This window comes from Providencia sp. TYF-12 (assembly GCF_041344805.1).
Taxonomy (GTDB): Bacteria; Pseudomonadota; Gammaproteobacteria; order Enterobacterales; family Enterobacteriaceae; genus Providencia; species Providencia huashanensis.
Genome location: NZ_CP166833.1, coordinates 4,102,688 through 4,125,332, shown reverse-complemented (window position 1 = coordinate 4,125,332; position 22,645 = coordinate 4,102,688). Strand labels below are relative to the sequence as shown.

Below are 22,645 nucleotides of genomic sequence, written 5' to 3'. Positions count from 1 at the left end.
AACTCAAGTGCGTGATATGGGTCATATAAAATACCAATATTAGGATTTGCATCATATAAATTCACCTTAAAGGCGCTATATTGTTGATAGCGACGAGCTGGGTCATTTCTCAAATAAGGGGGGAAGAGGTTGGTGTCATCGAATTTGAATCAATTTGAACAATCCGGTTTTATTCAATGGAATAAGCGGTTATCGAGCTATCAATTATCCCGCCTACATACCTTTGAAGCTGCGGCGCGACATAGCTCTTTTGCCCTAGCGGCGCAGGAGCTTGCCCTCACACCCAGTGCGGTAAGTCATCGTATTAATACCTTAGAGGGAGAACTGGGTTTTAAATTATTTGAGCGTTTTCATCGGCGTATTGAGTTAACTTCCGATGGTGAGCGTATTTATTGGGCGTTACGTAAAAATCTGGATGATATTAACCAAGAAATTATTGATATCAAAAACCAAGAAATTTCTGGGGAATTAACAGTTTACTCACGCCCATCGATTGCCCAGTGCTGGTTGATCCCGAAAATTGCAGATTTTGCTAATCAATACCCATCGATTCAATTAAATTTATTAACAGGGAACGATGATGTTAATTTTCGCGGCTATGGTATTGATGTGGCAATTTATTATGATGATATGACAAGGTCTAATCTCTATTGTGAAGACCTGATGTCAGAGTCGATGGTTCCAGTGTGTAGTCCGAAATATGCCCAGCAATATGATTTGCTGAATAATATTCATCAACTAAAAAACTGTACGTTACTGCATGACCGGCAAGCATGGAGCAGCAATTCCGACTATGATGAGTGGAAAGCATGGAGCGAATACTATCAGCTACCCTTGTTTCCCCACCGCCGAAACCTGTGTTTTGACCGTTCAGACTTAGCTATTGTAGCCGCAATGAACCACGCAGGTGTAGCAATGGGGCGCAAGCAGTTGGTGGAAAAGCGGATTAAAAGCCGTGAGCTCGTGATGCCTTTTGGCGATACGCCATTAACCTGCCAACAGCGGTATTACTTTGCGATGCTTAATGATAAGCGGCACCCAAAAGCGGATATTTTTATTCAGTGGTTAAAACAGCAGGTTAGCTGAATATCGCAAGTAAAATACAATAGCTTACCGCAGGGCACAGTACTTTCCCCTGTAACCGTTAATACAAAAATTATTGCGGATTAACTAAACAAAAAAGGCAGGGCCTAATGTCAGCACTGCCTTTTTATCGATATAAAACCTTAATTAGCGGCTCAGTGCATCCGCCACGGATTTAAAACGAGCAAATTTATCGCGTAATTGCTGATGCCCAACGGCATTGGGTTGGTAAGTTGTCATTTTCGCTGTACTGGCTGAAATGGCGACATCGAAGCCGGAATAATAACTTGTTCCAACGGCAGCACACAGCGCCGCCGCTTGGCAGCCAGACTGTTGTATGTTGACGACATCTAACGGTAAATTACTCGCATCACAGAACATTTGCATCCACAATGGGGAGTGGGTTGGGCCACCCGTAAAGCGAATGGACTCAGTGGTATTATCGAGCCCAACAATGCGGTCTTGATGCAGCAAGTGAGAGAACACAATACCTTGGTAAATCGCGTAAACAATATCTGCATCTGTATGGTGAGAACTTAAACCTAATAGGCCGCCATGCAGGTTACTATGGTAATTAGAGCCATATAGCCAAGGGAAAAATAGGATATCATTTTGCCTTGTTGCCCCTTCGGCTACGCAATGGTTAAGTACCTCATAGTCCTGTAAGCGTTGATTGAAGAAATGGCGCGTAAACCACGCGAGGTTACTGGCTGACGTTGGGCTTCCTTCATGGACAAAATAAGTACCTGGAATACAGTATTTGCTCCAAACATACGGGTAATCTGATGGGATAATTTCATCAAAAACACGGGTGGAGATTGTCCATGTCCCAGCAACTGCACTCAGTTTATCTTTTTGATTGACGCCCGAAGCCAAGGCTGCACCGACAACATCGAAGAAACCACCAAAGACAGGCGTCCCTTCTGTCAGGCCACATTCTGCTGCTGCTTTATGCGTTACAGTCCCCGCAAGTTGGGCTGAATTGATCACTGGTGCTAATTTGTCATTGACCTCGTCAATACCAAATAGTTTGCATAAGCTAGGGTCGTAACTTGATTTAGTTTGGTTAAATAATTGGCTACCTGAAATATTAGTTTCTTCACAGGCAATTTGGTCAGTAAGGCGATAGCGAATATAGTCATGTACCATTAAAACATGACCTGTACTCCGGTAGTTATCGGGTTCGTTTTCTTTTAACCAGCGTAGTAATGCGACGGGGTGAGAAGCCCAGAGCTGCTGTAAACTCAGCGGATAGGCTTTGTCTGCCGTGCCATTTTTATGCCATTCATCAACAATGGCCTGAGCGCGGGAATCCGAAGATACAATCCCATTTCTAACGGGTTTGCCGTGTTTATCGAGTAAATAGAGGCCCTTACCGTGCGAAGAAAAGCTAACGCCCGAAATTTGTGAAGCATTCAAGCGGCTATTTTTAATCGCTTCGCGGATCACGCTACAGGCTGCTTCCCATAGCACATCCATATTTCGTTCACTAAACCCTGCTTCAGGGCTCTCAGTGGGGAAAGGGTGCTCTGCAACAACAATTTCTTGGCCTTCAGGTGTGTAGACTCCCGCTTTAATAACAGTACCACCAAGGTCGACACCCATAAAAAATGCATTCATTGTGGGCTCCTTTAAGCGTTGTACCAACCAGCTTGTTGCATTTTATCTTCTATCCAATGGCGAGCCTTAATGATTTCAATCAATGGTTCTTCTGCTTTTTCTGTCCACATTTCAATCAAAAAGGTACCGCGATAATTTAAACGCTTTAATAGTTTGAATAAATTCACAAAATCGACACAGCCTTCCCCAAAAGGGACATCACGGAATTGGCCTTGGCAGGTTTCTGTTACCGCGTAGGTATCTTTTAAGTGAATAGCCGTGACGTGCTCAATACCTTGTGTGAATTCCTGTTCGACATTATTCCCCCATGCGGTCAAGTTACCCACGTCAGGGTAAACAGAAAACCATGGAGAGCGAATTTTGTCAGATAGGGCTTGCCACTTAGTGATGGAATTCATAAATGGCGTATCCATGATCTCTACGGCACACATTACCTGAGCCGCTGCGGCAACTTCACTGACCCATTGCATCCCTTTTTCAAAATGGGCAATGGTCTGTGCATCTTGCTCTTCATAATAGACATCGTAACCTGCAAGTTGGATAGTCCGGATCCCAAGGTCTTGCGCTAATTTGATGGCTTTTTCCATCAAGGAATAAGCCATCATGCGAGTTGCTTCATCGTGGCTACCGAAAGGGAAACGGCGGTGACCAGATAAACACATTGTTGGAATACGCACGCCAGTTTGCTGGATGGCTTTGACAATGTCTAGGCGCTCAGCTTGGTTCCAGTCCAAGCGTGCAAGGCGTTCGTCGGTTTCATCCACTGACATTTCAACAAAATCAAATCCAGCGGCTTTAGCTAACGCTAATTTCTCTAACCAACTGCTATCTTTAGGTAATGCTTTTTCATAAATTCCAATTGGATGCTTGCGCATGGTGTTCTCCCTGAAAAATTTAACTTTGTGGTGATGTTTTATTAAGGCGCTGGTTGCGGGTCATGGCTCGTTTAGCACTCCATCTTTCTTTGAAGAATTTGAACGCCAGTGCCAAAATTAGGGTGATCCCCCAAACCGCAAGGTTAAAGTGCAGGCTGACTCCCAGTAGGCTTAAACCCGTTGCGATGACTTGTAAAACTAATAAAGCGCAGAATACACGGCTAACTTTCCCAACTCCGCCAAATGGGTTAGTCCCACCTAATACAATGGCAAGGATGGTGAGTAATAAATAAGAGTCACCATAGCCCATACGTGCAGAGTTAAAGCGTGCCATCATAATGAGGCCTGCAAGTACGCACAGAAGGCTAGAAATGGTATAGATGGCGATCATTACGCGGTCTGTACGAATACCGCTGAACCATGTGGCATTGATATTACTGCCACTCATGTAAATATTTTTCCCTAAGCGTGTACAACCTAAAAATAGGGCTAACAAGATAGCGGTGACAATAAAGATAATCATAGCAATAGGGACACCAAATACAGTGTCAGCACCAATAGCACGTACAATCGGTGGCATACCGCTGAGTGCGGCACCTTTAGTAAGGTAAACCCCAATACCACTGATAATGGTCATCGTACCAAGTGTGACTAGAATTGGGTGGGCACCGATATGGGAAATCATTAGCCCTGTGAGTGTGCCAATAATTACCGCGATGACCGTTGCACCGACTAATGCCAATAATAACCACATTAATTGCGTACCAGTTCCTGCCTCCACGGGTAGGTAATTAATAAAGACCCACGCCATAAATAAGCCCGTTAAGTTAGCGGTGCTGATAATCGCAAGGTTTAAACCACCGCTTAACATCGGGACAAACATGGCAAAAGTGAGTAAACCTAGCTCAGGTAATTGGAAGGTAATACTTAAAAAAGTATTTTGCGTAAAAAAATGCCCCGGCATAGCGATGCTGAATGCAGCAATCGCCAATAAGAAGATTGAAAGCAGTCCGATAACAGAGCCATCAATTTTAAAAAAAGCGTGTTTTTTCATGGTGATATTCCTGTTAAACAAAACCTACGTCCGTCTCTTTGCGTTTTTTGTAGTGAGTAATACAAATCGCAATGAGGATAACCATGCCGATGACGATATTGACGAAATAGTTAGAGACGCCAATTAAGTTGAGGCCATTCTTTAAGATACCGATCAGGAAAACCCCCATGAGCGTACCGATCACCGTACCGCGTCCCCCCGACAAACTTGCCCCTCCTAACACCGCCGCTGCAAGTACATCGAGTTCTCCTCCTACGAGGGCACTGGGTACCACTTCACTCATTCGGTAAGTTTGCAGCATGCCACCAATGGCTGCCATTGCACCTAGATAGCCATAAGCGAACAAATAAATGACGGAAACTCGAATACCAATACGAGTCGCAGACTCTTGGCTGCCCCCAACCGCATATAACTGGCGGCCAATATGGGTTTTATTCATTAAAATCCAAGTCAGGAAGGCAATACCAAGCATCACTAAAAGAGGCAGGCCAACTTGGTAGTATTCCCCATCGACTTCGAACGGCAAGATAGTCACAGGGTCTACCCACCAATCGGGTAAATCATAAATACTATGACCATTTGTTAACCACATCAGCATGCCAAATAACAATGATTGCATACTGATGGTGATAATGATGGAAACCACATTGAGGGAGTAAATTAATATTGCATTGATTAAACCAAAAGCGATACCAATGATTATTGCCAATGTGATACTCAGGGCTGGGCTAGCAATAATTCCTTGTAATAACCATGTTGCTATGACGTATTGAACGACCGAAGCTACGGCCGCAAAAGAAATATCTATCCCACCAGTGACTAAGACGACAAATAACCCTAAAGCAAAGACACCTGTGACTGCATAGCTTTCACTTAGGTCGAGTAAGTTTTGAATAGTCAGAAATTGTGGGCTCATAGCAGTAAAGAAAACCACCATAATGATAATGACCCAAATTAACCAACCTTCAACTGATTGTGGTCGAAGTTTTTGCCAATTAGCCATTGATGATTTCCTCCAACTGTTGCTCATTGATGGAATCTGTCATGATTTCTTTGACGATAGTTCCTTGTTTCATATGTAAAATTCTGTCGCAGTTATAATAAGCTTCGGAGGCTTCATCGGTAATTAGAAGAATTGAAATACCCACACCAGATAAACGGTGAATTAATTTATAAATACTGTCTTTTGCACCAATATCGACACCCACAGTTGGGGAGTCTAAAATCAATACTTTTGGGCGAGTTAAAATCCATTTAGCAAGAACCACTTTTTGTTGGTTACCGCCAGATAGCGTGGAAAGGGGGTTATTGGGGTCAGTTACTTTAATATCTAAGTCAGCAATCCACTCTTGGACAATGTCTTGACATTGTTTTTCATCAATCAAATGCAATGGGGTTTTTAAACGATCAAGAATGGAAATGACCATATTATCGGCGATAGATTGCTGTAATATCGCACCTAACGTTAGGCGGTCTTCGGATACATAGCCAATACCGTGTTTAATCGCTTCGGTATTGTTCTTCAGCTTAACGGGTTTACCTTCAATACGTAACTCACCATTATCGGGGTGAGTAATACCAAATAAAGAGAGCGCTAGCTCAGTACGGCCGGAACCGAGCAAACCACATAAACCTAATACCTCACCGCGTTTTAAACTCAACGAAATATCTTGATATTGGCCTGAGCGGCTGAAGTTTTTAATTTCTAGAACAGTACGTCTATCTTCCGCATTGTTTGGGGGTTTGCGTTCATGAACGATGTCTAAACCGGTCATGAGTTCGGTAATTTTGCGGGTGGTTAAGCCTTCAGCAGGCCATGTGCCAATTTTTTGCCCATCACGGATCACCGTAATGCGGTCAGATATTTCCTTGACTTCTTCAAGTCGATGACTGACAAAAACGACGGTGATCCCTTTGTTTTTTAAGTAGTTCACTGTCGATAGTAATTGATTTACTTCGGTTCGAGTGAGGGACGCCGTTGGCTCATCCATAATTACTAGGCGAGCATCCGCGACTAAGGCACGGCAGATAGCGACTTGTTGGCGCTGAGCAATGGGTAAAAATTGAACTGGCGTATCTGGGTTAATGGAAAAAGCGAGTTCATTGAGTATTTCTAACGCTTTTTCGCGCAATTTCTTTTTTTGGAACCAACCAAAATACCCTTTGAGGTTCAGCTCAAAAGCGATATTTTCAGCCACCGTTAAGTTAGGGAATAGCGATAAGTCTTGATAGATAACCTGTACGCCTAATTCACGAGCTTTATCGGGTGTTAACCGGTGGTAACTTTTGCCATCAATCTCGATTTTACTGCCATTATCAGGAGCGTACACACCGCTGATAGTTTTGATCAGGGTACTTTTTCCACACCCATTGGTGCCTGCTAAACAGTGCACCTCACCTTTGTTTAGCGTCAAATCAATATTGCGTAATGCACGATGACCCCCAAAGCTTTTGGAAAGGTCTCGTAAGGTGATGAGTGGGTCGGATTTGTCAGCTTTTGAGGTGGTTGTCATAGGTATAATTCCTACTGCAAATAAATTGGTGTTGGCTTGTTTGTCATAGCGCAAGCTGTTGCGTTGTTGGCTACAACTCGCGCTATACAAAACAGTAAATTCAAAATGCTAATTAATATTGTATTTTTGTTTTAAATGTTATTTTGCTAGTGAAGAATTACAGGCCGACTTCAACCAATTTTTTGGTGTTTTCGATATTCAGATTGACAGGGTTATCACTTAAAATGGTATTGCCACTGACTTTAATTTCACCCATATTACCGATTGAAACGCCATCTTTAATTTCTTCACCGTTCATCATTGCAGTCGCAACTTGAACGAAGACTTGTCCTGCAACTTTAGGATTAGAAATGTAGCCACCATCAATAGCGCCTTTTTCTAGTAACTTAATGCCTTGGCCTGGGGTAAAGGTGCCGAATACACAGGTGGTATCATTTTTGCGGCGCTTATCAATAGCACGACCTGCACCGATAGGGCCTTGCGAGCCAAATGACATAATGCCTTTTAAGTCTTTGTGCTTAGATAACAGGTCATTAGCGGTACGCATTGAATCATCAACGGATTCTGCAACACCAAAACGGTCATCTACCATTTGCATTTTTGGGTAATTGGCTTTTTGATAAGCAATGGCAGCATCCGCCCACTCATTAACAAGAGGGACCGTTAAACTGCCGACGAACATGGCGTATTTACCTTCTTCACCCATACAAGCTGCCATATCTTTCATATGGTTAGCTCCCATGCTTTGGGTATCAAGTAATTCAAAGTCCCAGTCTGCGTTGGTTTGATTTGGAGATTCGTGAGTAATGACTTTAATACCAGCTTCTTGAGCGCGTTTTAATACAGGCTCAAGTACTTTTGCATCGTTAGGAACGACACCAATGACATCCACTTTTTTGGCGATTAAATCTTCGATGGCACGAACTTGTTCTGCTGGATCAGCCGTTGTAGGGCCAACTTGGAATGCGTTAACGCCCAGTTTTTTACCTTCTTCGGTGATCCCTTGTTCCATAACGTTAAACCAAGGAATACCACCGACTTTAACGACTACGCCCATCGTGAATGGCTTTTGTGCTTTTTGTGATTCGGCCATTGCGACATTGGAAAACAGTGCAACGCTCATTAAACAAGGTAAAACTAATTTTTTCATGTTCATAGTTGTATTCCTTAGTGTAGATGGATACTAAATCGAGATCTCTCATCAACATAGGGTCAATGTTATTATCTCATTTAGGTATGCCTATAATTAAGCGCTAAGGAATTATGGGTACATAATATCCCTGCACTTTTTAATACAGAAAATAAATGAATGATTATTATTTTACTTACATCACGGTTACGGACTTTTTATATTTTAATAAATTACTTATCACACTCGATAATATTTAAATTCGGGAATTGTTTTTGAAAATTAGTATCATTAAGCTTGTTAGTAATGAGTACGTTAATATCCTCAAAGGTACAAACTTGGCTAAAAGCATATTTTCCGAGTTTACTGTTGTCGGCGAGCAAAACTTTATTCTCTGAAACTTGCAACATAATATTTTTCAGCTTTGAATTTATTTCGCTACCATCACGAATACCATTTTCAATATTAAAACCTTGGCATGATAAAAATAAGGTTTTTATCTGAAAGCTACGAATAATACTTTCTGCAATAGGGCCATGAAAATCATCATGACGTTCTGAGTATTCACCACCAATCCCAATCACTCGTACACGATCACGGCAAGCCAGTGCTTGGATAATTTTGACCGAATTAGTGACAACAGTAATATCGATATCAGGTATTTGCCGTGCTAAAAACCAGCAAGTACTGCTGTTATCTAGCATAATACAGTCGCCGGGTTGGATAAACTTCAGTGCAGCCTTAGAAATTTTCATTTTCGCATCAGGGTGTTCTTCGGTTCTTTTGCGAAAGGATTCTGCACCATCGACCATTTGACTGAGTTTGACCGAAGAAGGTATTACATTGACCATTGGCATTTCTTCTTGGTCAATGGCAACGGCACCGCCGAAGCTACGAATAATTCGGTTTTCTCGCTCTAGTACTGTTAAATCACGCCGGATTGTTTCTTGGGAAACAAGACATAACTGAGCTAATTCACGCACTAACGCCGAACCATTTTGTGAAACATGAGAACAAATTAATTTATGGCGTTCGGCTTGTAACATGTTTAACTCCTATTTTTTCCACGATATTTATTCTGCCTGTGTTGCTTTTTTTTTGTCGTGATTAGATTCAAGTATTCCATTCTTGAAAAAAACAAAGCCGTTTAAAGTGATCTTGTATAGCTATATTTGAAAGCAATATGTAATCGTTACATTTAGTTGTGATTTAAGTCGCATTATTTGCAGTATCTTTCTGTGTTACTCATAAGAAACAAAAAAAATGGGCTAACTCGGTCATATTTCCACACCTAAATATTGACTTAATGTGACCGATGGTGACCGATTATGACCGATTGACTGTGATTTGTTGCGAGTTTGTAAATGTGACCGCTTTTTAAATCAGCAAAATCTGTTTACCTTAATAGGTAGAGACAGGTTATCAACACACAAAATATACCCAGAGAATAAATTTTTGTTGTTGATATTAAAGCAAATTTTATAGCTAGGGGATTATTATGTTAGAACAATTGAAGCAACAAGTCTTTGAAGCAAACCTCGCATTACCAAAACATAACCTAGTGACCTTTACTTGGGGAAATGTCAGTGGCATTGATCGCCAAGCAGGGTTAATGGTAATTAAGCCATCCGGTGTGGATTATGAAACCATGAAAGCAGAAGATATGGTGGTTGTCTCACTGGGAACGGGAAAAGTTGTTGAAGGTAATTTTCGACCGTCTTCTGATACAGATACCCATCTGGCACTTTACAAGGCATTCCCTGAAATTGGCGGTATCGTGCATACTCATTCGCGTCATGCCACTATTTGGGCACAAGCGGGGCAGCCATTAAGTGCATTAGGCACTACACATGCAGATTATTTCTATGGTGAAATTCCGTGCACGCGTTTAATGACAGAAAATGAAATTGCTGGGGATTACGAAAGGGAAACGGGTAATGTCATCATTGAAACATTTAAAGAAAAAGGTATCACAGCCAAAGATGTTCCCGCAGTATTAGTTAACAGTCACGGCCCATTTGCATGGGGGACAAACCCTGATAATGCGGTGCATAATGCGGTTGTCTTAGAAGAAATCGCTTATATGAATTTATTTACTCGTCAATTACAGCCTGCTGTAGGGGCAATGCAGCAAGAACTGTTAGATAAACATTATTTACGTAAGCATGGTAAAAATGCCTATTATGGGCAAAAGTAAAGAATTAAATGTAGTGTAATTGACATAATAAATTGATTAAAAATAACAAATACTATTTCTTGATTTTTATTATAGTCAAGGAAGGGGTTATTATACAAATAACCACAAAGAAATGCAGTGTGATTATTACTGTTATTAAAATAATACCCCTTAAAGAGATACCATCATAAAACTGTTCATTAAAGTTTAAATATAATGTTTATATACCCATATCCTAAAATAGAAAATAGGCGGTAATTAATTATTATCTATAGGGAAATGAAATTAAGACAATAGAATAGGTTAGAAGCGCCCCTATTGTTTCCTAATAGCGAAAACAATAGGGGGCAGTTTATTCTAAAGTGTGACGCCCATTTTAAAAATGGCTAATTCGCGGAAGTCATTCACTTCATTTTTGGTTTGTTCTCCATTTACGACCTTAACCACATGTTGAATAAAGTCAGCCAATAACTGATCCATGGATTTACCGGTTAATAAGGCACCTGCATTAAAATCAATCCAATGGGGTTTTTTGGCGGCCAGTTCATTATTAGTGGCAATTTTTAATGTTGGTACAAACCCACCATAAGGAGTTCCACGACCCGTAGTAAATAGCACTATATGGCAGCCTGCGGCGCCTAATGCACTGGTTGCAATCGCATCGTTACCTGGAGCACTTAATAGGTTAAAGCCCGGTTTTGTTAGGCGTTCGCCGTATTTTAATACATCCATTACTTGGCTGGTTCCCGCTTTTTGAGTACAACCAAGGGATTTTTCTTCTAGCGTAGAGATACCGCCTGCTTTATTACCCGGAGAGGGGTTCTCATAGATAGGTTGATCATGAGCAATAAAATATTGTTTGAAGTCATTGATCATATTTACTGTTTTTTCGAAGGTTTGTTGGTCATGACAATGGTTCATTAAAATCTGCTCAGCACCAAACATTTCTGGCACTTCGGTTAAAACAGTCGTTCCATTATGGCTGACAAGGAAATCAGAAAAACAGCCTAATAGTGGGTTGGCGGTGATCCCTGATAACCCATCAGATCCACCACACTCAAGGCCAAATTTCACTTCACTAAGCTTGCCTGACACACGTTTATCTTGTCTAACTAATTGATAAAGTTCATTAAGGTGTTCAACGCCCGCTTCAATTTCATCTTCCAATTGTTGACATACCATAAATTTAACGCGATCAGTATCGAAATCACCTAATGTTGCTTTAAACTCAGCCACTTGGTTATTTTCACATCCCAACCCAATCACCAGAACGCCCCCTGCATTAGGGTGTTTTACCATATCTTGCAAAATAGTACGGGTGGTTAAGTGGTCATCGCCTAATTGAGAGCAGCCTAAGGTATGGTTGTAAAGATAGACCCCGTCAATATCAGTCGCTTCATTGTGCTGTTTATTGAAGCGTTCGATCATTTTTCTTGCAAGGGCATTGACGCATCCAACCGTTGGGATCACCCAAATTTCATTACGGACGGCAATGTCACCGTTATTGCGGCGATAAATTTGTACTTCAGGGTCAGGGAGAGTTGCCGCAATTAGGTTACATTCTGGGTCATATTCATAGTCATTTAATGCACTTAAATTTGTTGCAATATTATGAGTATGCACATGCTCACCAGCACTAATTGCAGTGGTTGCATGACCAATTGGGGAACCGTATTTTAAGATATTGTGATCTTTTTCAATCGGCACTAATGCGATTTTATGACCGCGGGCGACATCCTGTTTTAGGGTGACGGAGTGGTTATCAATAGTGATAGTTTCTCCTACTTGCCTATCAGTTAGCGTAACAGCGACATTGTCATTGGCATGTATTTTAATTATATCTTTTATCATGTTTAGTTCCCTGGGCTGGAAATCGGATGTAATGGGATCAACCAATCATATCAAGGTGTGATCAATCATTTTATTGACTAAATTTCAGGCATTATACTATTTGGTTTATATCTTTTAAAGGTGTTATACCAATTTAACTGTAATTTCTTTTCTTAACATTTTCTATTTCACCCAGACATGGTAAATTTCGTTATACTTAGAGCGTTTAGATGCTGGTTACACAGGGTTGTATTGCGAAAGGAGAAAATGATGAGCTCACAAGAGAGTGAACCACGCTTATATCAGCAAGTTGCCGCTTTGGTTAAAGATAGAATTGAAAATGATGCGTACCCAATAGGGACAAAACTCCCCGCAGAACGCTTACTTGCAGACGAAATGAATGTCAGCCGTACGGTGATCCGTGAAGCCATTATTATGTTAGAAGTCGAAGGTTATGTGGATGTTCGCAAAGGCTCAGGTATACATGTTATTAGTAACCGGTCTAACAACTCGGTTAATACGGACAGCGGGCTCGAGTTTAGTCGTTGTGGCCCATTTGAATTACTACAAGCAAGGCAATTGATTGAAAGCCATATTGCAGAGTTTGCCGCGACTCAAGCAACTAAAGAAGATATTTTAAAACTGGTTGATATACAAAAAAATGCACGGAAAGAAGACCGCTTTCGTGATTCAACGTGGGATTTAGCATTCCATATGCAAATTGCAGCATCGACTCATAACAGCGCCATGGTAATTATTGTTGAGCAGATGTGGAGCCAGCGCTTGCGTAACCCATACTGGTTAAAACTTCATGAGCACATTGATAATAGGTCGATTGAAAGTTGGTGTGATGAACATGACCAAATTTTACAGGCACTTGCACGCCGTGATGCAAAGGGGGCAAGGCAAGCAATGTGGCAACACTTGGAAAACACTAAAAAAATGTTGTTTAATGCCACTAGTGATGACTTCGAATTTACCATGGATCGTTACTTTTTTGCGGATAGTCCAACCGTCGATCATAACGATTAGTTATTCCTCATCATCTTCAGAGATTTGCTTTAATGCGGGGAGATTCACTAAGATAATTTTCCCGTATTTTGCATCGATCCAACCTAATTTTTCCCAAGCAACCAAGCGCTTATTGATGGTTTGTCGAGTGGTATTAATGATCGTTGCTAGGTCATCTTGTGTTAGGTATAGGCTAAGTTGGATGCCTTTCTCATGGGGTTCTCCGTACCCTTCGGCTAAGCTAAGCAGCCGTTTAGCTAACCGAGCAGAAACTGACAATAAAGCGCTGTCATTGATAATGGTAAAAGCGTTGCGAATGACCTTACACAGTAAGATATTCAATGATTGATAAAAAACAGGGTATTTCTCTAAGATTGTAGCTAAGTCTTTTGGTGAAATCGTCAACAAAATTGTTGGGCTAATCGCTTTTGCATCGTGAGTACGGGCGGATTTATCTAACATGGCAATTTCGCCAAACCAGTTCCCGGGGGAAAGATAGCGGAATACACATTCACGCCCATCAGTAGAGATGGAACTCACTTTAACGGAGCCTTGAATGACGGCGTATAGCCCTCTAGCTGGGTCGCCTTGGTAGTGAACCATTTCGCCATCGTTATAAAAACGTAGCGTTGCGCATTCCATTAATATACTAATCAAATAGTCAGGTAAGTTATTAAACCAGCTATTGGTTTGTAAAATTTCAAGAATGTTTGCATGGGGCAAAACTAACTGGCTATTTTGTACTGCAATGTTCATCTGAATGCTCCCTGCATGAAATAAGCTGACTTTATCATGACATTTGGTAGGGGTATGTTCAATCCTGAACCACCGCAATATTTGATTAAACCTCTTTGTGTAATAAATGAAAGCTAATGTTGCCATTAATTAAGTAAAAACGAGCCACCGATGGTGGCCCGGGAACAAAGATTTAATCTTCGAATCGTTTTTCAATACCTAATCGTTTTAATGTCAGTATTAAAATACCGCCAATAAAGGCAACGAGCGCGATAAAGTACAACCCAGCTCGCGCAGATTCAAACGTCGTTTCTGCCCAGACTCTTAAGTTTGGTGCCACAAAACCGCCTAAGTTGCCCACGGAGTTAATTAAGGCAATACCGGATGCCGCAGCGGTTCCACCTAAGTAAGCCGATGGGAAGCTCCAGTACAGAGGTTGCATCGCTAAGTGACCTGCTGCTGCCACACACAGTGCAATAATGGCAATGACTGGAATGCTATCGAACAAGCCGGATACAGCAATCCCCGCAGCCCCTAACATAAAGGTAATCGCAGCCACTTTACGACGCTCTTTTAGGCGTTCAGAAATGCGCGGGACATAGTAAACTGCGATAGCCGCACACAGAGGTGGAATTGCCGTCACGAAGCCGACTAATATTCCAACTTTACTGCCTAATAGCGTCCCGATTTGGGTTGGCAGGAAGAAATAAATACCGTAACCACATACTTGAACAGTGAACCAAATTAAGCATAAATAGAGAACTCGCATATCTAATAGCGCACTTAAAGCGCCTTTTGGACTATGCCCTGCTTTGGCATTTTCTTCTGTGGCTAATTTAGCGGAAAGCGCACTTTTTTCTTCTGCTGTCAGCCATTTTGCTTTTTCTGGACGGTCATCAAGGTAGAAAAATACCCAAATCCCGACGAGAGAGGCGAGTAACCCCTCGACAACAAACATTAACTGCCAACCATATAAACCGAATGCGAATGATGAGCCTTCTAGTGCGAGTAATGAACCGGATAATGGTCCTCCAATAATAAAGGCTAATGGTGCACCAAATAAAAAATAGCCAGTGACACGGGCACGAATATTTTGTGGGAACCAGAAAGTTAAATACAGAATAACCCCTGGAAAGAAGCCCGCTTCACTCACGCCTAATAAGAAACGCAAGACAATAAAGGTAGTTTCATCGTGAGCGAACATCATTGCCGCTGAAACTAACCCCCATGTGACCATAATACGTGATAGCCATACACGTGCACCTATACGGTACAGTAAGATATTGCTTGGTACTTCAAATAGTGCATAACCAATAAAAAAGATCCCTGCACCAAATGCATAGGCTGCGTCACTTAACCCTGTTGTTAATTGAAATTCTTGCTTTGCAAAACCGATATTTGAACGGTCTAAATACGCTAATATGAACATTAATACCACCATGGGTATTATTTTTCGTATTGCTTTGCTGGTAGCCGATGATAAATGATCAGTATTGGTGGACATGGTTCACCCCAGTTTTGTAAGGTAATAATGTTATCTATTCATTTTTATTACGTGTTTAGCCCACCGCTGAGTTATCAGCAGGGTAGAGTATAGAGCTAATGAATAAGTAACTTAAAATGAATAATTCTTGTTATTTATTTCCCTTTCTCGTGGTGTTAGTGATGAAATAGCGAAAAAGGGAATTATTATTATTTCACGTTAAATTTAGCCAATGCTTCCGGTTTTAACGTCGTACCGGCTCCCGGAGCCGTTGGGGTGGTATAAACACCATCAATGACTTCAACTGGGTCAACAAAGCAATCCAATGTCCATGGAATAAATTCCAGTAATGAACAGGCTGGATGTGCCATGACTAAGTGCAATTGTGCTTGCATCATATCGCCATGGTGCGGTGTTACTGGTAAGTTAAATGCCATACCTAAATCCGCAATTTCCCATACCGCAGTTAAACCGCCGCAACGGGTTGCATCTGGTTGTAGGTAATCAACCGCGCCAGCAAGGACAAATTCTTTAAATGAATCATTGTGATACAGTAATTCACCTAACGCGATTGGTGTATCCATGTAAGCTGCTAGCTGCTTGTGACTTACCACGTCATCGTGCCACAGTGGCTCTTCAAACCATTTAATGTTGAAATCATTTAAACGGTGGCCATATTGCTTGGCGATGCTGATATCCCATTTACCGTTAGCATCGACCATTAGGTCAATATCATCGCCAATTGCATGGCGAACGGCTTCGATTCTTTGTAAATCTTCACGTGGATCTGGCTTGCCAATTTTCATTTTGATCGCTTTAAAACCTTCTTCGAAGATCATTTTTTTACAATCATCAACGAGATCGTCTTGGCTACGAACCAGCCAACCGCAGTCAGTATTATAAGCGTTCACTTTATTGTGTTTTGAACCGCCAAACAGTTGCCATAGTGGCTGATCGGCAGCTTTCGCTTTGAGATCCCACAAGGCAATATCAATGGCAGAGATAGCCATTTGCATCAAGCCACCACGACCTACCCAAATATTGGTCGAACTACGAGTGAGCTTACGATGTAAATAACGTACTTCAGTTGGGTCTTCACCCAGCAGCATGGGGCCAAAAACATCTTCAATGATGGTGGTAATTAAACGATCTGTAGTGATATCCGCATGTGTTCCTGTATGACCATAACCGACTAACCCACATTCAGTTTTGATCATGACACCCGGCATTCCCCAATGGGTAATGCTATGCGTCGAATCACCAATTAGATCATTAGTGACCGGAACGTGCATGATAAAGGTACTAATTTCTTTTATTTTCATTGTTATTCCCAGGTGTTGAAAGGTGGTTGATTGCCAATCTAACAGTGGGAAATGGAATTAACTGTCAAATGATTTACAGATCGTACCTTGAAAACGTTTTTTACTGATAAACATGAGCTAGATCTCTTTATTTTGTATGATACATCAAGGTTAAACCACCTAATTGGTATAATAACTTTTGTAAGAAATAAACACTGATTAAAATGAGTATTGGGGCTAAGCTGTAAGGGGGGTTAGCTGCTTGATAAAGAAAGTGAGGTAACAGGGGGGCGACCTCTCAATAAAAATTTTTCATGGGGTATAGGGTTAATTCTTCAGTAGGTTTAGAATAATTAATGCAAACTTTGTTGGTAATGGATAAAAAATGTGTAAACAATTACTTGTTTTATTTTTAGTCTTATTCATAAATTCTATTTCCCCATCTTTAGCCACAGTTGTTGAGCATAATACGCAGGATTGGCGGTTAGCCGATATTCCCCCTAAACTAATCCAAACCCAAAAAACAGAAATTATTTTTTCAAGGGTCGCGGGTGAAATGCGTGCGGTGGCTGAACTTAACCATAATCATGGGTTCTATGCTTATAACTCTTCAGGGGATTATAGCGCGATGCAATTTGGTAATGATTATGCGTTTGTAAAGGCAACAGCACTTGCGAATAAACCCCCTCGTTATATTCCAGATATTGATAGGTTAAATGACTTACAAAAACCCGTTTATGATTATCTAATCACACGGCAAAAAACGCCTGTTTATCAATCAGCTGATAGCAGTGGCCGGCAAATTGCCTCTTTATGGGCAAACTTACGTTATCCGGTCGTCGCTAGAATGATAAAAACCGATAAAATAGGTACAAAGACAGCTTGGCTGACAATTCGCTTAGGTGACAGACTAGGGTATGTTCATCTGGATGATGTTGCGTTGGATAAAGGTATTCCAATCTTAACTTATCACCATATTTTACAAGATAGTGAAAATAAACTGTTTCGTGAAACATCGACAGCCACTTCAGTGGAAGCATTCAGTGAACAAATGAATTACCTCAAGCAAGCGGGTTATCAAACCCTTTCTTTGCAGGATGTGGAAGATTATTTGAATAAATCAGCTAACTTGCCCGGCAAAGCCGTGGTATTGACTTTCGATGATGGTTTGAAATCCGTATACCGTTATGCGTTACCGATTTTAAGGCAAAATCATCAGCAAGCAACTTTGTTTGTTATTTCTTCAAGGGTCAAAACTCATCCAGAAAAGTGGTCTGCAGATTCGTTACAGTTTATGAGCAAACAAGAAATAAAAGATAGCCAAGATGTATTTAATATTCAATCGCATACGCACTTTTTACATCGTTTGGATAACCATAACTCACCGATTATTTTTAGCCGTAAACAACACACGGCCATGTTGGATTTTAAACGCTCAATGAGGCTACTTAGCCATTTTGAGCCAGAGCAGCGCTATTTAGCCTACCCCTTTGGTGGCTATAACCAATCTGCAATGGATGCCGCAAAAGAAGCGGGCTTACACCTAGCTTTGACGACAATTCAAGGGAAAGTGAAGCTAGGGGATAACCCATATGCCTTAAAACGCTTGTATGCATTTCGTACCGATCCCCTCGACAAATTTTCTCAGATGGTTGGGAATAGCGAACAGAATGTGGTTAATCAAAATATTATTATCGACAGGTGATATCCCGTTTAATGCACTGAATTCCTTTCTATCGGTATTCAGTGCATATCGGCTTGTTTGCCAGTTCCCATTTCCTTTAAGAACCGCTGCTGGTAGATAAACAGTTCCTTGGCATTGATACAGTGATATTCCATTGAGAACTGCTTTGCCGTTTGTTCGATGATCTTTGCAAGGGCAGGGTAGTGGCGGTGATTCCAGTTGGGAAACAAATGATGAGTTAAGTGCAAGTTTAAACCACCTAGCCAATAGGTGAGCCAACGAGGCGTGGTATGCCAATCATAAGTGGTTGAAAATGTATGTGTATAAAACCCGTGGGGCATATTACCTTCTTGGGGTGGGGTGTAGAAGGTTGCCTTTGCCCAGTGTGTGCCGAGTATCAAAACAACAAATATGAGTGATGCAAACATTTGGCTAAGCAAATAAGTGAGCAGCAATGTACCTAAGCTGATATCACTAACAACTAAGATAGGGATAATAATAGCGATAAACAGATGGAGAAATTTTGCCAATAAAAAGGTACTAAGCCCTTTCTGCCCTTGATGGCGCATATGTGGGGCGACTCTCGTGAAGTGAAACCTATCTAACCAATCAAAAAACCAGATCAACGCCGGAAATGTCATGGCTGCAACCAAGGGCCAGTACAGATGTTGCGCCCGCATAAAAGGGTACCAGCGTTGGTATGGGGTCTGCCGTAGCACAAAATTTTCTTCAATATCTAGGTCATAGTGACGAATATTCGTGTGGGCGTGATGAAAAATAATGTGTCTAACACGCCAACACTCAGGGTCTAGGCCAAGTGGGATAGTGACCCAGAAATTAAGCCAATAGTTGGCTTTCCCATGTTTAAAAATCGCATTATGGGAGGCATCGTGGACCAAATTAATCGCCAACAACAGGGCAAAACAGATAAAGAGCGGATAAAAAGTGAAAAAAGCCCATTGCGCATTCGCGCACAAGGCTACGATGTAACTGCCGAAACAGCACAATACTAAAACTAGGCTTTTTAAATAGAAGCGTAGATCTGCAAAACGGTGATCTGAACGGTCTTTTAAATACTGCATAGCAGCATTGTTTAATGCTTTTTGAAAAGCCTGATCATGGCGATGTTGATAACCTAATGGTCTTAGTGGCTCATTAGACATTGAGCACCTGCACTGGTTTACGACCAATGCCAATGAGCATCAGCAAACTATGTAACCACAGCGCACTGGTCGAAATTATCCAAAATGGGCTTGTCCATTGCCAAATAAATAGAATACAAATAAGTAATAAGCAGGCTATAAAAAACCAGCTTATTAAGCCACTTTTACGGCCATCTGATATCCCTGATAGGGCAATAGTTCCCAGTGCTAATAAAACAAATAAAATGACTTGTTGCTGTGTTGTACCTTGATAACCGTAGCCGTATAGGTAGACATAACCAATTACTAATATAAATAGCAGAAGTGTTCCTATCACAAGAGCAAATTGGTTAGTGCGAAATAACGGTGATGGTTTTTGGGTTGTCTGCCGGCGGCGATTAATAATTTTCCAAAAAGGTAAATTGCTATCAATAAATGGGTTCTCGGATGCTGGTGCACCCTTGATACCAAAATGGTGCTCTGTTTCTGGTAGCTTGGAAAAAGTGCCAAATAGCTTATCCCAAAAAATAAAACTACCTGCAAAATTACGGTTCGAGTAGTGCCCTTCCTTTACATGATGAACTCGGTGATGCTGTGGTGTCACCATAAACTTTTCTAACCAACCAAGGCGTGGGATCAACGCGCTATGGTTAAAAAATTGGATGGTATAGTGCAAAATGGAAACAGTAATAAAGACTTCTAAAGGCACCCCGATAAGAGCCAATAACATAAAAAATGGGATTGAGGTTAGAGATGAATACCATGAATTACGTACACCTAATGATAGGTTGTAGTGTTCACCTTGGTGATGTACTACATGTACTGCCCATAATAGGCGGTAAGTATGGTGTAAGCGATGCAGCCAGTAAAAGCCAAAGTCCCACGCTAAAATAGCAAATATCCAAATTAAAGCTGTTGGCCAGTTTTCAACAAGGTTGAATGAGTAGTGTGTAACGACAAAGCCATAACAAAAAAGCTCTAACCCTCTAAATAGCCACAACATAATATGACCAGAGTTCAGGTTAAAAACCAATTCCTGCCAACTTACCGACCCCTTTTGTGTTTTGGCGATCACTAAGCCTTCAACAATGACGACCGCTAACATAAAAATAATCGGAAAGGTTAATTCATTCATGAGCGTTTTCTCTCTAAGCCGTATTTTGCCATGTGGACAACCAACAGCGCTCCACAAGCGGTTACTGCTCCAGTGATAACATCAATAAATAAGTGGCGTTTTAGTACCAACACAGACACACAAATGGCTGCGGCCCATAAAAAGTACAACAGTGTTCGAAATTTATATTTTACCGACCATAATGCATTCAGTACGACAAGAGTCAATGAGACATGTAGAGAAGGTAATAAATTTTGAGGGCTATCAATCTTGATTAAAGCGGATAAAGCGTGAGCCGAAAATGAGGTTAAATCATAATCGTAATATTGCATTGTGGTTGGATACAGTAAATAAACAGCGCCAGAGACTAAGGCACATAATTGCATAGCAAACATTAATGACCGAGTTCGTTCTATTGGGCTGCAAAAATAGCCTAATGGGATAAACAAAAAGAAGGATAGATAAAACCAAACCGCACTAGGGGAGAACGGCACCGCGCTATCAACCGCACTTGGAGCCAGTAGATGGACATTATCTGTATTTTGACCAGTATAACTATACACAATGCCGACTGTTCCCCAGCCGATTAAGCAATATAACGCCCTAATGAATAACGTTTTAGTATTCATTGCTCTTCCTTTCGAATAATCCGGCGTTTTTTAATAGAGAGAGCTTGTTGAATTGGCTCAGATGATAATTGCCAGCGTAACTGAGTGATATCGACTTGCTGACGAGTGAAATAGTTTTCGAGTTGCTGTTGGCAATCATTTAATTCAAGCTGTGTACATTCCGCTTGTAAAATTAATAACTGGCCTTGCTGGGTCAACCGAAAGTCAGCGGTAAGGGGAATGCTATTGGCAATGACTCGGGCGCAGGGGTCTGCAAAGATAGTCACCGTATTCCCTTTTTGGTCGGGGAGTTGGAGTAAGTCATCACAACGGCCTTCGATACGTTCAATCGCTAATTCAGGGGAACCGCAGGGGCAAGGTGTTTTTTTCACAACTAAAACATCATCGAGTTGATAACGGACAATCGGCTGAGTTTTCCGCGTGAAATCAGTGATAATCGGAGAGAATCGTTCATCATCGATCCAGTTAGGTTCAATATGAATAAAGGCTTCATTTAAATGTAGAGTTCCATGCGAACAAGTACAGCCTAAAAAACCTTCAGTGGCTTGGTAGACCTCACCAACACTCGGGAAGCAGTTCTGTAATTTTTGTTTATCATGTTGTTCAAGCACTTCCGCCACTGAAATGACTTTTTGTACTTTTAATTGAATTTGTTGGCGGCTAATCGCTTGGGCAATAGCGCACAGCACTTGAGCTGGGGCAACAATAATAGAAGGTTGATATCTTTCTAGTTCGATTAATTGTTGTTGAAAATCCGCGAAAAGGTCATAAAAACGCAGGGATATCCAGCGGTTATTGACGCTTTCATACAGGTTATTATTGGCTCTAAGAAATAACGCAATACGCTCACCGTTGAACAGCCCACTCGGTAACATTTTGGCTAACATACTGCCAGACCAGATATTTTGCTCCTCAGGACTAACAACAAAAAGGCCGCGGCGACCTGATGTCCCAGAGGATAACCCAACACTATATTTCCCTACTTTAGGGGCAAAATCGCGAGATTGCTCACTTTTTTGTGCACAATCGAGTAATGTTTGGCGAGAAAGCCCTGCGGTATTCATCGTATCAAAATGACTCATCATGATGTGTTTATTCATGATGGGAAAATCATGGAGTGGTTGATGAATATACGGGGAAAAATAGCGGCTATTAGCCAATGTTTTTTGCTTGAATTGTGTTAAGCGCTTTTGCTGATAGGCTTCAAGTTGTTCACGGTTTTCAAATTTTAGACGGCGTGCTCGCCAATAGTGCCAAAGCATGGAA

19 protein-coding genes are annotated in these 22,645 nt (G+C 41.3%); 4 read left to right on the top strand and 15 right to left on the bottom strand.

Going from position 1 to position 22,645, the window contains the following annotated elements; all coding sequences use genetic code 11:
* Positions 1-132 precede the first annotated feature (132 nt).
* Positions 133-1,086 (top strand): DNA-binding transcriptional regulator DsdC, encoded by a 954-nt coding sequence (gene dsdC, locus ABE954_RS19325; protein ID WP_129466481.1) that lies wholly within the window; start codon positions 133-135, stop codon positions 1,084-1,086.
* Between the two features lie 144 nt (positions 1,087-1,230).
* On the opposite strand, the gene ABE954_RS19320 is transcribed toward dsdC, so the two are convergent.
* The 7 genes from ABE954_RS19320 to ABE954_RS19290 form a co-directional block, all read right to left on the bottom strand.
* On the bottom strand, positions 1,231-2,703 hold the full coding sequence (locus ABE954_RS19320; protein ID WP_166686590.1) for an FGGY-family carbohydrate kinase: 1,473 nt from the start codon (positions 2,701-2,703) through the stop codon (positions 1,231-1,233).
* An 11-nt stretch (positions 2,704-2,714) separates the two neighbouring features.
* The gene (locus ABE954_RS19315) at positions 2,715-3,578 is read right to left on the bottom strand and encodes an L-ribulose-5-phosphate 3-epimerase (protein ID WP_042845516.1); all 864 of its coding nucleotides are present in this window, start codon (positions 3,576-3,578) and stop codon (positions 2,715-2,717) included.
* A 19-nt stretch (positions 3,579-3,597) separates the two neighbouring features.
* Positions 3,598-4,632, bottom strand: coding sequence for an ABC transporter permease (locus ABE954_RS19310; RefSeq protein ID WP_042845514.1), 1,035 nt, complete (start codon positions 4,630-4,632; stop codon positions 3,598-3,600).
* A gap of 13 nt (positions 4,633-4,645) precedes the next feature.
* A complete protein-coding gene (locus tag ABE954_RS19305; protein ID WP_042845513.1) occupies positions 4,646-5,635 on the bottom strand; it encodes an ABC transporter permease in 990 nt (329 codons plus the stop codon).
* Complete coding sequence (locus tag ABE954_RS19300; protein WP_131680072.1) at positions 5,628-7,145, bottom strand: sugar ABC transporter ATP-binding protein; 1,518 nt, start codon at positions 7,143-7,145, stop codon at positions 5,628-5,630. The genes ABE954_RS19305 and ABE954_RS19300 overlap by 8 nt, the downstream gene beginning before the upstream one ends.
* Before the next feature lie 157 nt (positions 7,146-7,302).
* Positions 7,303-8,295 (bottom strand): substrate-binding domain-containing protein, encoded by a 993-nt coding sequence (locus ABE954_RS19295; protein WP_371025909.1) that lies wholly within the window; start codon positions 8,293-8,295, stop codon positions 7,303-7,305.
* Between the two features lie 212 nt (positions 8,296-8,507).
* The gene (locus ABE954_RS19290) at positions 8,508-9,320 is read right to left on the bottom strand and encodes a DeoR/GlpR family DNA-binding transcription regulator (RefSeq protein ID WP_042845509.1); all 813 of its coding nucleotides are present in this window, start codon (positions 9,318-9,320) and stop codon (positions 8,508-8,510) included.
* A 452-nt stretch (positions 9,321-9,772) separates the two neighbouring features.
* Between ABE954_RS19290 and araD the strand changes: the two genes are divergently transcribed.
* Positions 9,773-10,471, top strand: coding sequence for an L-ribulose-5-phosphate 4-epimerase (gene araD, locus ABE954_RS19285; protein ID WP_131680073.1), 699 nt, complete (start codon positions 9,773-9,775; stop codon positions 10,469-10,471).
* 336 nt (positions 10,472-10,807) lie between these two features.
* On the opposite strand, the gene ABE954_RS19280 is transcribed toward araD, so the two are convergent.
* Complete coding sequence (locus ABE954_RS19280) at positions 10,808-12,301, bottom strand: UxaA family hydrolase (RefSeq protein WP_042845506.1); 1,494 nt, start codon at positions 12,299-12,301, stop codon at positions 10,808-10,810.
* A gap of 249 nt (positions 12,302-12,550) precedes the next feature.
* Between ABE954_RS19280 and exuR the strand changes: the two genes are divergently transcribed.
* Positions 12,551-13,312, top strand: coding sequence for a transcriptional regulator ExuR (gene exuR / locus ABE954_RS19275; RefSeq protein ID WP_042845504.1), 762 nt, complete (start codon positions 12,551-12,553; stop codon positions 13,310-13,312).
* Here exuR and ABE954_RS19270 read toward each other — a convergent pair whose 3' ends face one another.
* The 3 genes from ABE954_RS19270 to ABE954_RS19260 all read right to left on the bottom strand — a co-directional run bounded on the left by ABE954_RS19270 (position 13,313) and on the right by ABE954_RS19260 (position 16,831).
* A complete protein-coding gene (locus ABE954_RS19270) occupies positions 13,313-14,047 on the bottom strand; it encodes a Crp/Fnr family transcriptional regulator (RefSeq protein WP_042845502.1) in 735 nt (244 codons plus the stop codon).
* Between the two features lie 172 nt (positions 14,048-14,219).
* Entirely contained in the window at positions 14,220-15,530 is a 1,311-nt protein-coding gene (locus ABE954_RS19265) for an MFS transporter (RefSeq protein WP_166684978.1), read from the bottom strand.
* Between the two features lie 188 nt (positions 15,531-15,718).
* The gene (locus ABE954_RS19260; RefSeq protein WP_281110725.1) at positions 15,719-16,831 is read right to left on the bottom strand and encodes a mandelate racemase/muconate lactonizing enzyme family protein; all 1,113 of its coding nucleotides are present in this window, start codon (positions 16,829-16,831) and stop codon (positions 15,719-15,721) included.
* Positions 16,832-17,195: 364 nt separating this feature from the next.
* Here ABE954_RS19260 and ABE954_RS19255 point away from each other — a divergent pair, with 364 nt between their 5' ends.
* Positions 17,196-18,515: a polysaccharide deacetylase family protein gene (locus ABE954_RS19255; protein ID WP_042845498.1), complete on the top strand. Its 1,320-nt coding sequence runs from the start codon at positions 17,196-17,198 to the stop codon at positions 18,513-18,515.
* 38 nt (positions 18,516-18,553) lie between these two features.
* Here the strand turns inward: ABE954_RS19255 and ABE954_RS19250 are convergent, their stop codons facing one another.
* Genes ABE954_RS19250 through ABE954_RS19235 form a run of 4 tightly spaced genes read right to left on the bottom strand, consistent with a single transcriptional unit; the run spans position 18,554 to position 22,641 of the window.
* On the bottom strand, positions 18,554-19,657 hold the full coding sequence (locus ABE954_RS19250; protein ID WP_048606001.1) for an acyl-CoA desaturase: 1,104 nt from the start codon (positions 19,655-19,657) through the stop codon (positions 18,554-18,556).
* On the bottom strand, positions 19,650-20,771 hold the full coding sequence (locus tag ABE954_RS19245) for a sterol desaturase family protein (RefSeq protein WP_166684975.1): 1,122 nt from the start codon (positions 20,769-20,771) through the stop codon (positions 19,650-19,652). Before ABE954_RS19245 ends, ABE954_RS19250 begins: the two co-directional genes overlap by 8 nt.
* The gene (locus ABE954_RS19240) at positions 20,768-21,379 is read right to left on the bottom strand and encodes a phosphatase PAP2 family protein (protein WP_048606004.1); all 612 of its coding nucleotides are present in this window, start codon (positions 21,377-21,379) and stop codon (positions 20,768-20,770) included. The genes ABE954_RS19245 and ABE954_RS19240 overlap by 4 nt, the downstream gene beginning before the upstream one ends.
* The gene (locus tag ABE954_RS19235) at positions 21,376-22,641 is read right to left on the bottom strand and encodes a F390 synthetase-related protein (RefSeq protein ID WP_131680218.1); all 1,266 of its coding nucleotides are present in this window, start codon (positions 22,639-22,641) and stop codon (positions 21,376-21,378) included. The genes ABE954_RS19240 and ABE954_RS19235 overlap by 4 nt, the downstream gene beginning before the upstream one ends.
* Between the last annotated feature and the right edge of the window lie 4 nt (positions 22,642-22,645).

Bases quoted from the DNA above. Each gene is read 5' to 3' on its own strand.
- ABE954_RS19320 (WP_166686590.1), bottom strand. From the start codon at position 2,703: ATGAATGCATTTTTTATGGGTGTCGACCTTGGTGGTACTGTTATTAAA.
- ABE954_RS19315 (WP_042845516.1), bottom strand. From the start codon at position 3,578: ATGCGCAAGCATCCAATTGGAATTTATGAAAAAGCATTACCTAAAGAT.
- ABE954_RS19310 (WP_042845514.1), bottom strand. From the start codon at position 4,632: ATGAAAAAACACGCTTTTTTTAAAATTGATGGCTCTGTTATCGGACTG.
- ABE954_RS19305 (WP_042845513.1), bottom strand. From the start codon at position 5,635: ATGGCTAATTGGCAAAAACTTCGACCACAATCAGTTGAAGGTTGGTTA.
- ABE954_RS19300 (WP_131680072.1), bottom strand. From the start codon at position 7,145: ATGACAACCACCTCAAAAGCTGACAAATCCGACCCACTCATCACCTTA.
- ABE954_RS19295 (WP_371025909.1), bottom strand. From the start codon at position 8,295: ATGAAAAAATTAGTTTTACCTTGTTTAATGAGCGTTGCACTGTTTTCC.
- ABE954_RS19290 (WP_042845509.1), bottom strand. From the start codon at position 9,320: ATGTTACAAGCCGAACGCCATAAATTAATTTGTTCTCATGTTTCACAA.
- araD (WP_131680073.1), top strand. From the start codon at position 9,773: ATGTTAGAACAATTGAAGCAACAAGTCTTTGAAGCAAACCTCGCATTA.
- ABE954_RS19280 (WP_042845506.1), bottom strand. From the start codon at position 12,301: ATGATAAAAGATATAATTAAAATACATGCCAATGACAATGTCGCTGTT.
- exuR (WP_042845504.1), top strand. From the start codon at position 12,551: ATGAGCTCACAAGAGAGTGAACCACGCTTATATCAGCAAGTTGCCGCT.
- ABE954_RS19270 (WP_042845502.1), bottom strand. From the start codon at position 14,047: ATGAACATTGCAGTACAAAATAGCCAGTTAGTTTTGCCCCATGCAAAC.
- ABE954_RS19265 (WP_166684978.1), bottom strand. From the start codon at position 15,530: ATGTCCACCAATACTGATCATTTATCATCGGCTACCAGCAAAGCAATA.
- ABE954_RS19260 (WP_281110725.1), bottom strand. From the start codon at position 16,831: ATGAAAATAAAAGAAATTAGTACCTTTATCATGCACGTTCCGGTCACT.
- ABE954_RS19255 (WP_042845498.1), top strand. From the start codon at position 17,196: ATGTGTAAACAATTACTTGTTTTATTTTTAGTCTTATTCATAAATTCT.
- ABE954_RS19250 (WP_048606001.1), bottom strand. From the start codon at position 19,657: ATGTCTAATGAGCCACTAAGACCATTAGGTTATCAACATCGCCATGAT.
- ABE954_RS19245 (WP_166684975.1), bottom strand. From the start codon at position 20,771: ATGAATGAATTAACCTTTCCGATTATTTTTATGTTAGCGGTCGTCATT.
- ABE954_RS19240 (WP_048606004.1), bottom strand. From the start codon at position 21,379: ATGAATACTAAAACGTTATTCATTAGGGCGTTATATTGCTTAATCGGC.
- ABE954_RS19235 (WP_131680218.1), bottom strand. From the start codon at position 22,641: ATGCTTTGGCACTATTGGCGAGCACGCCGTCTAAAATTTGAAAACCGT.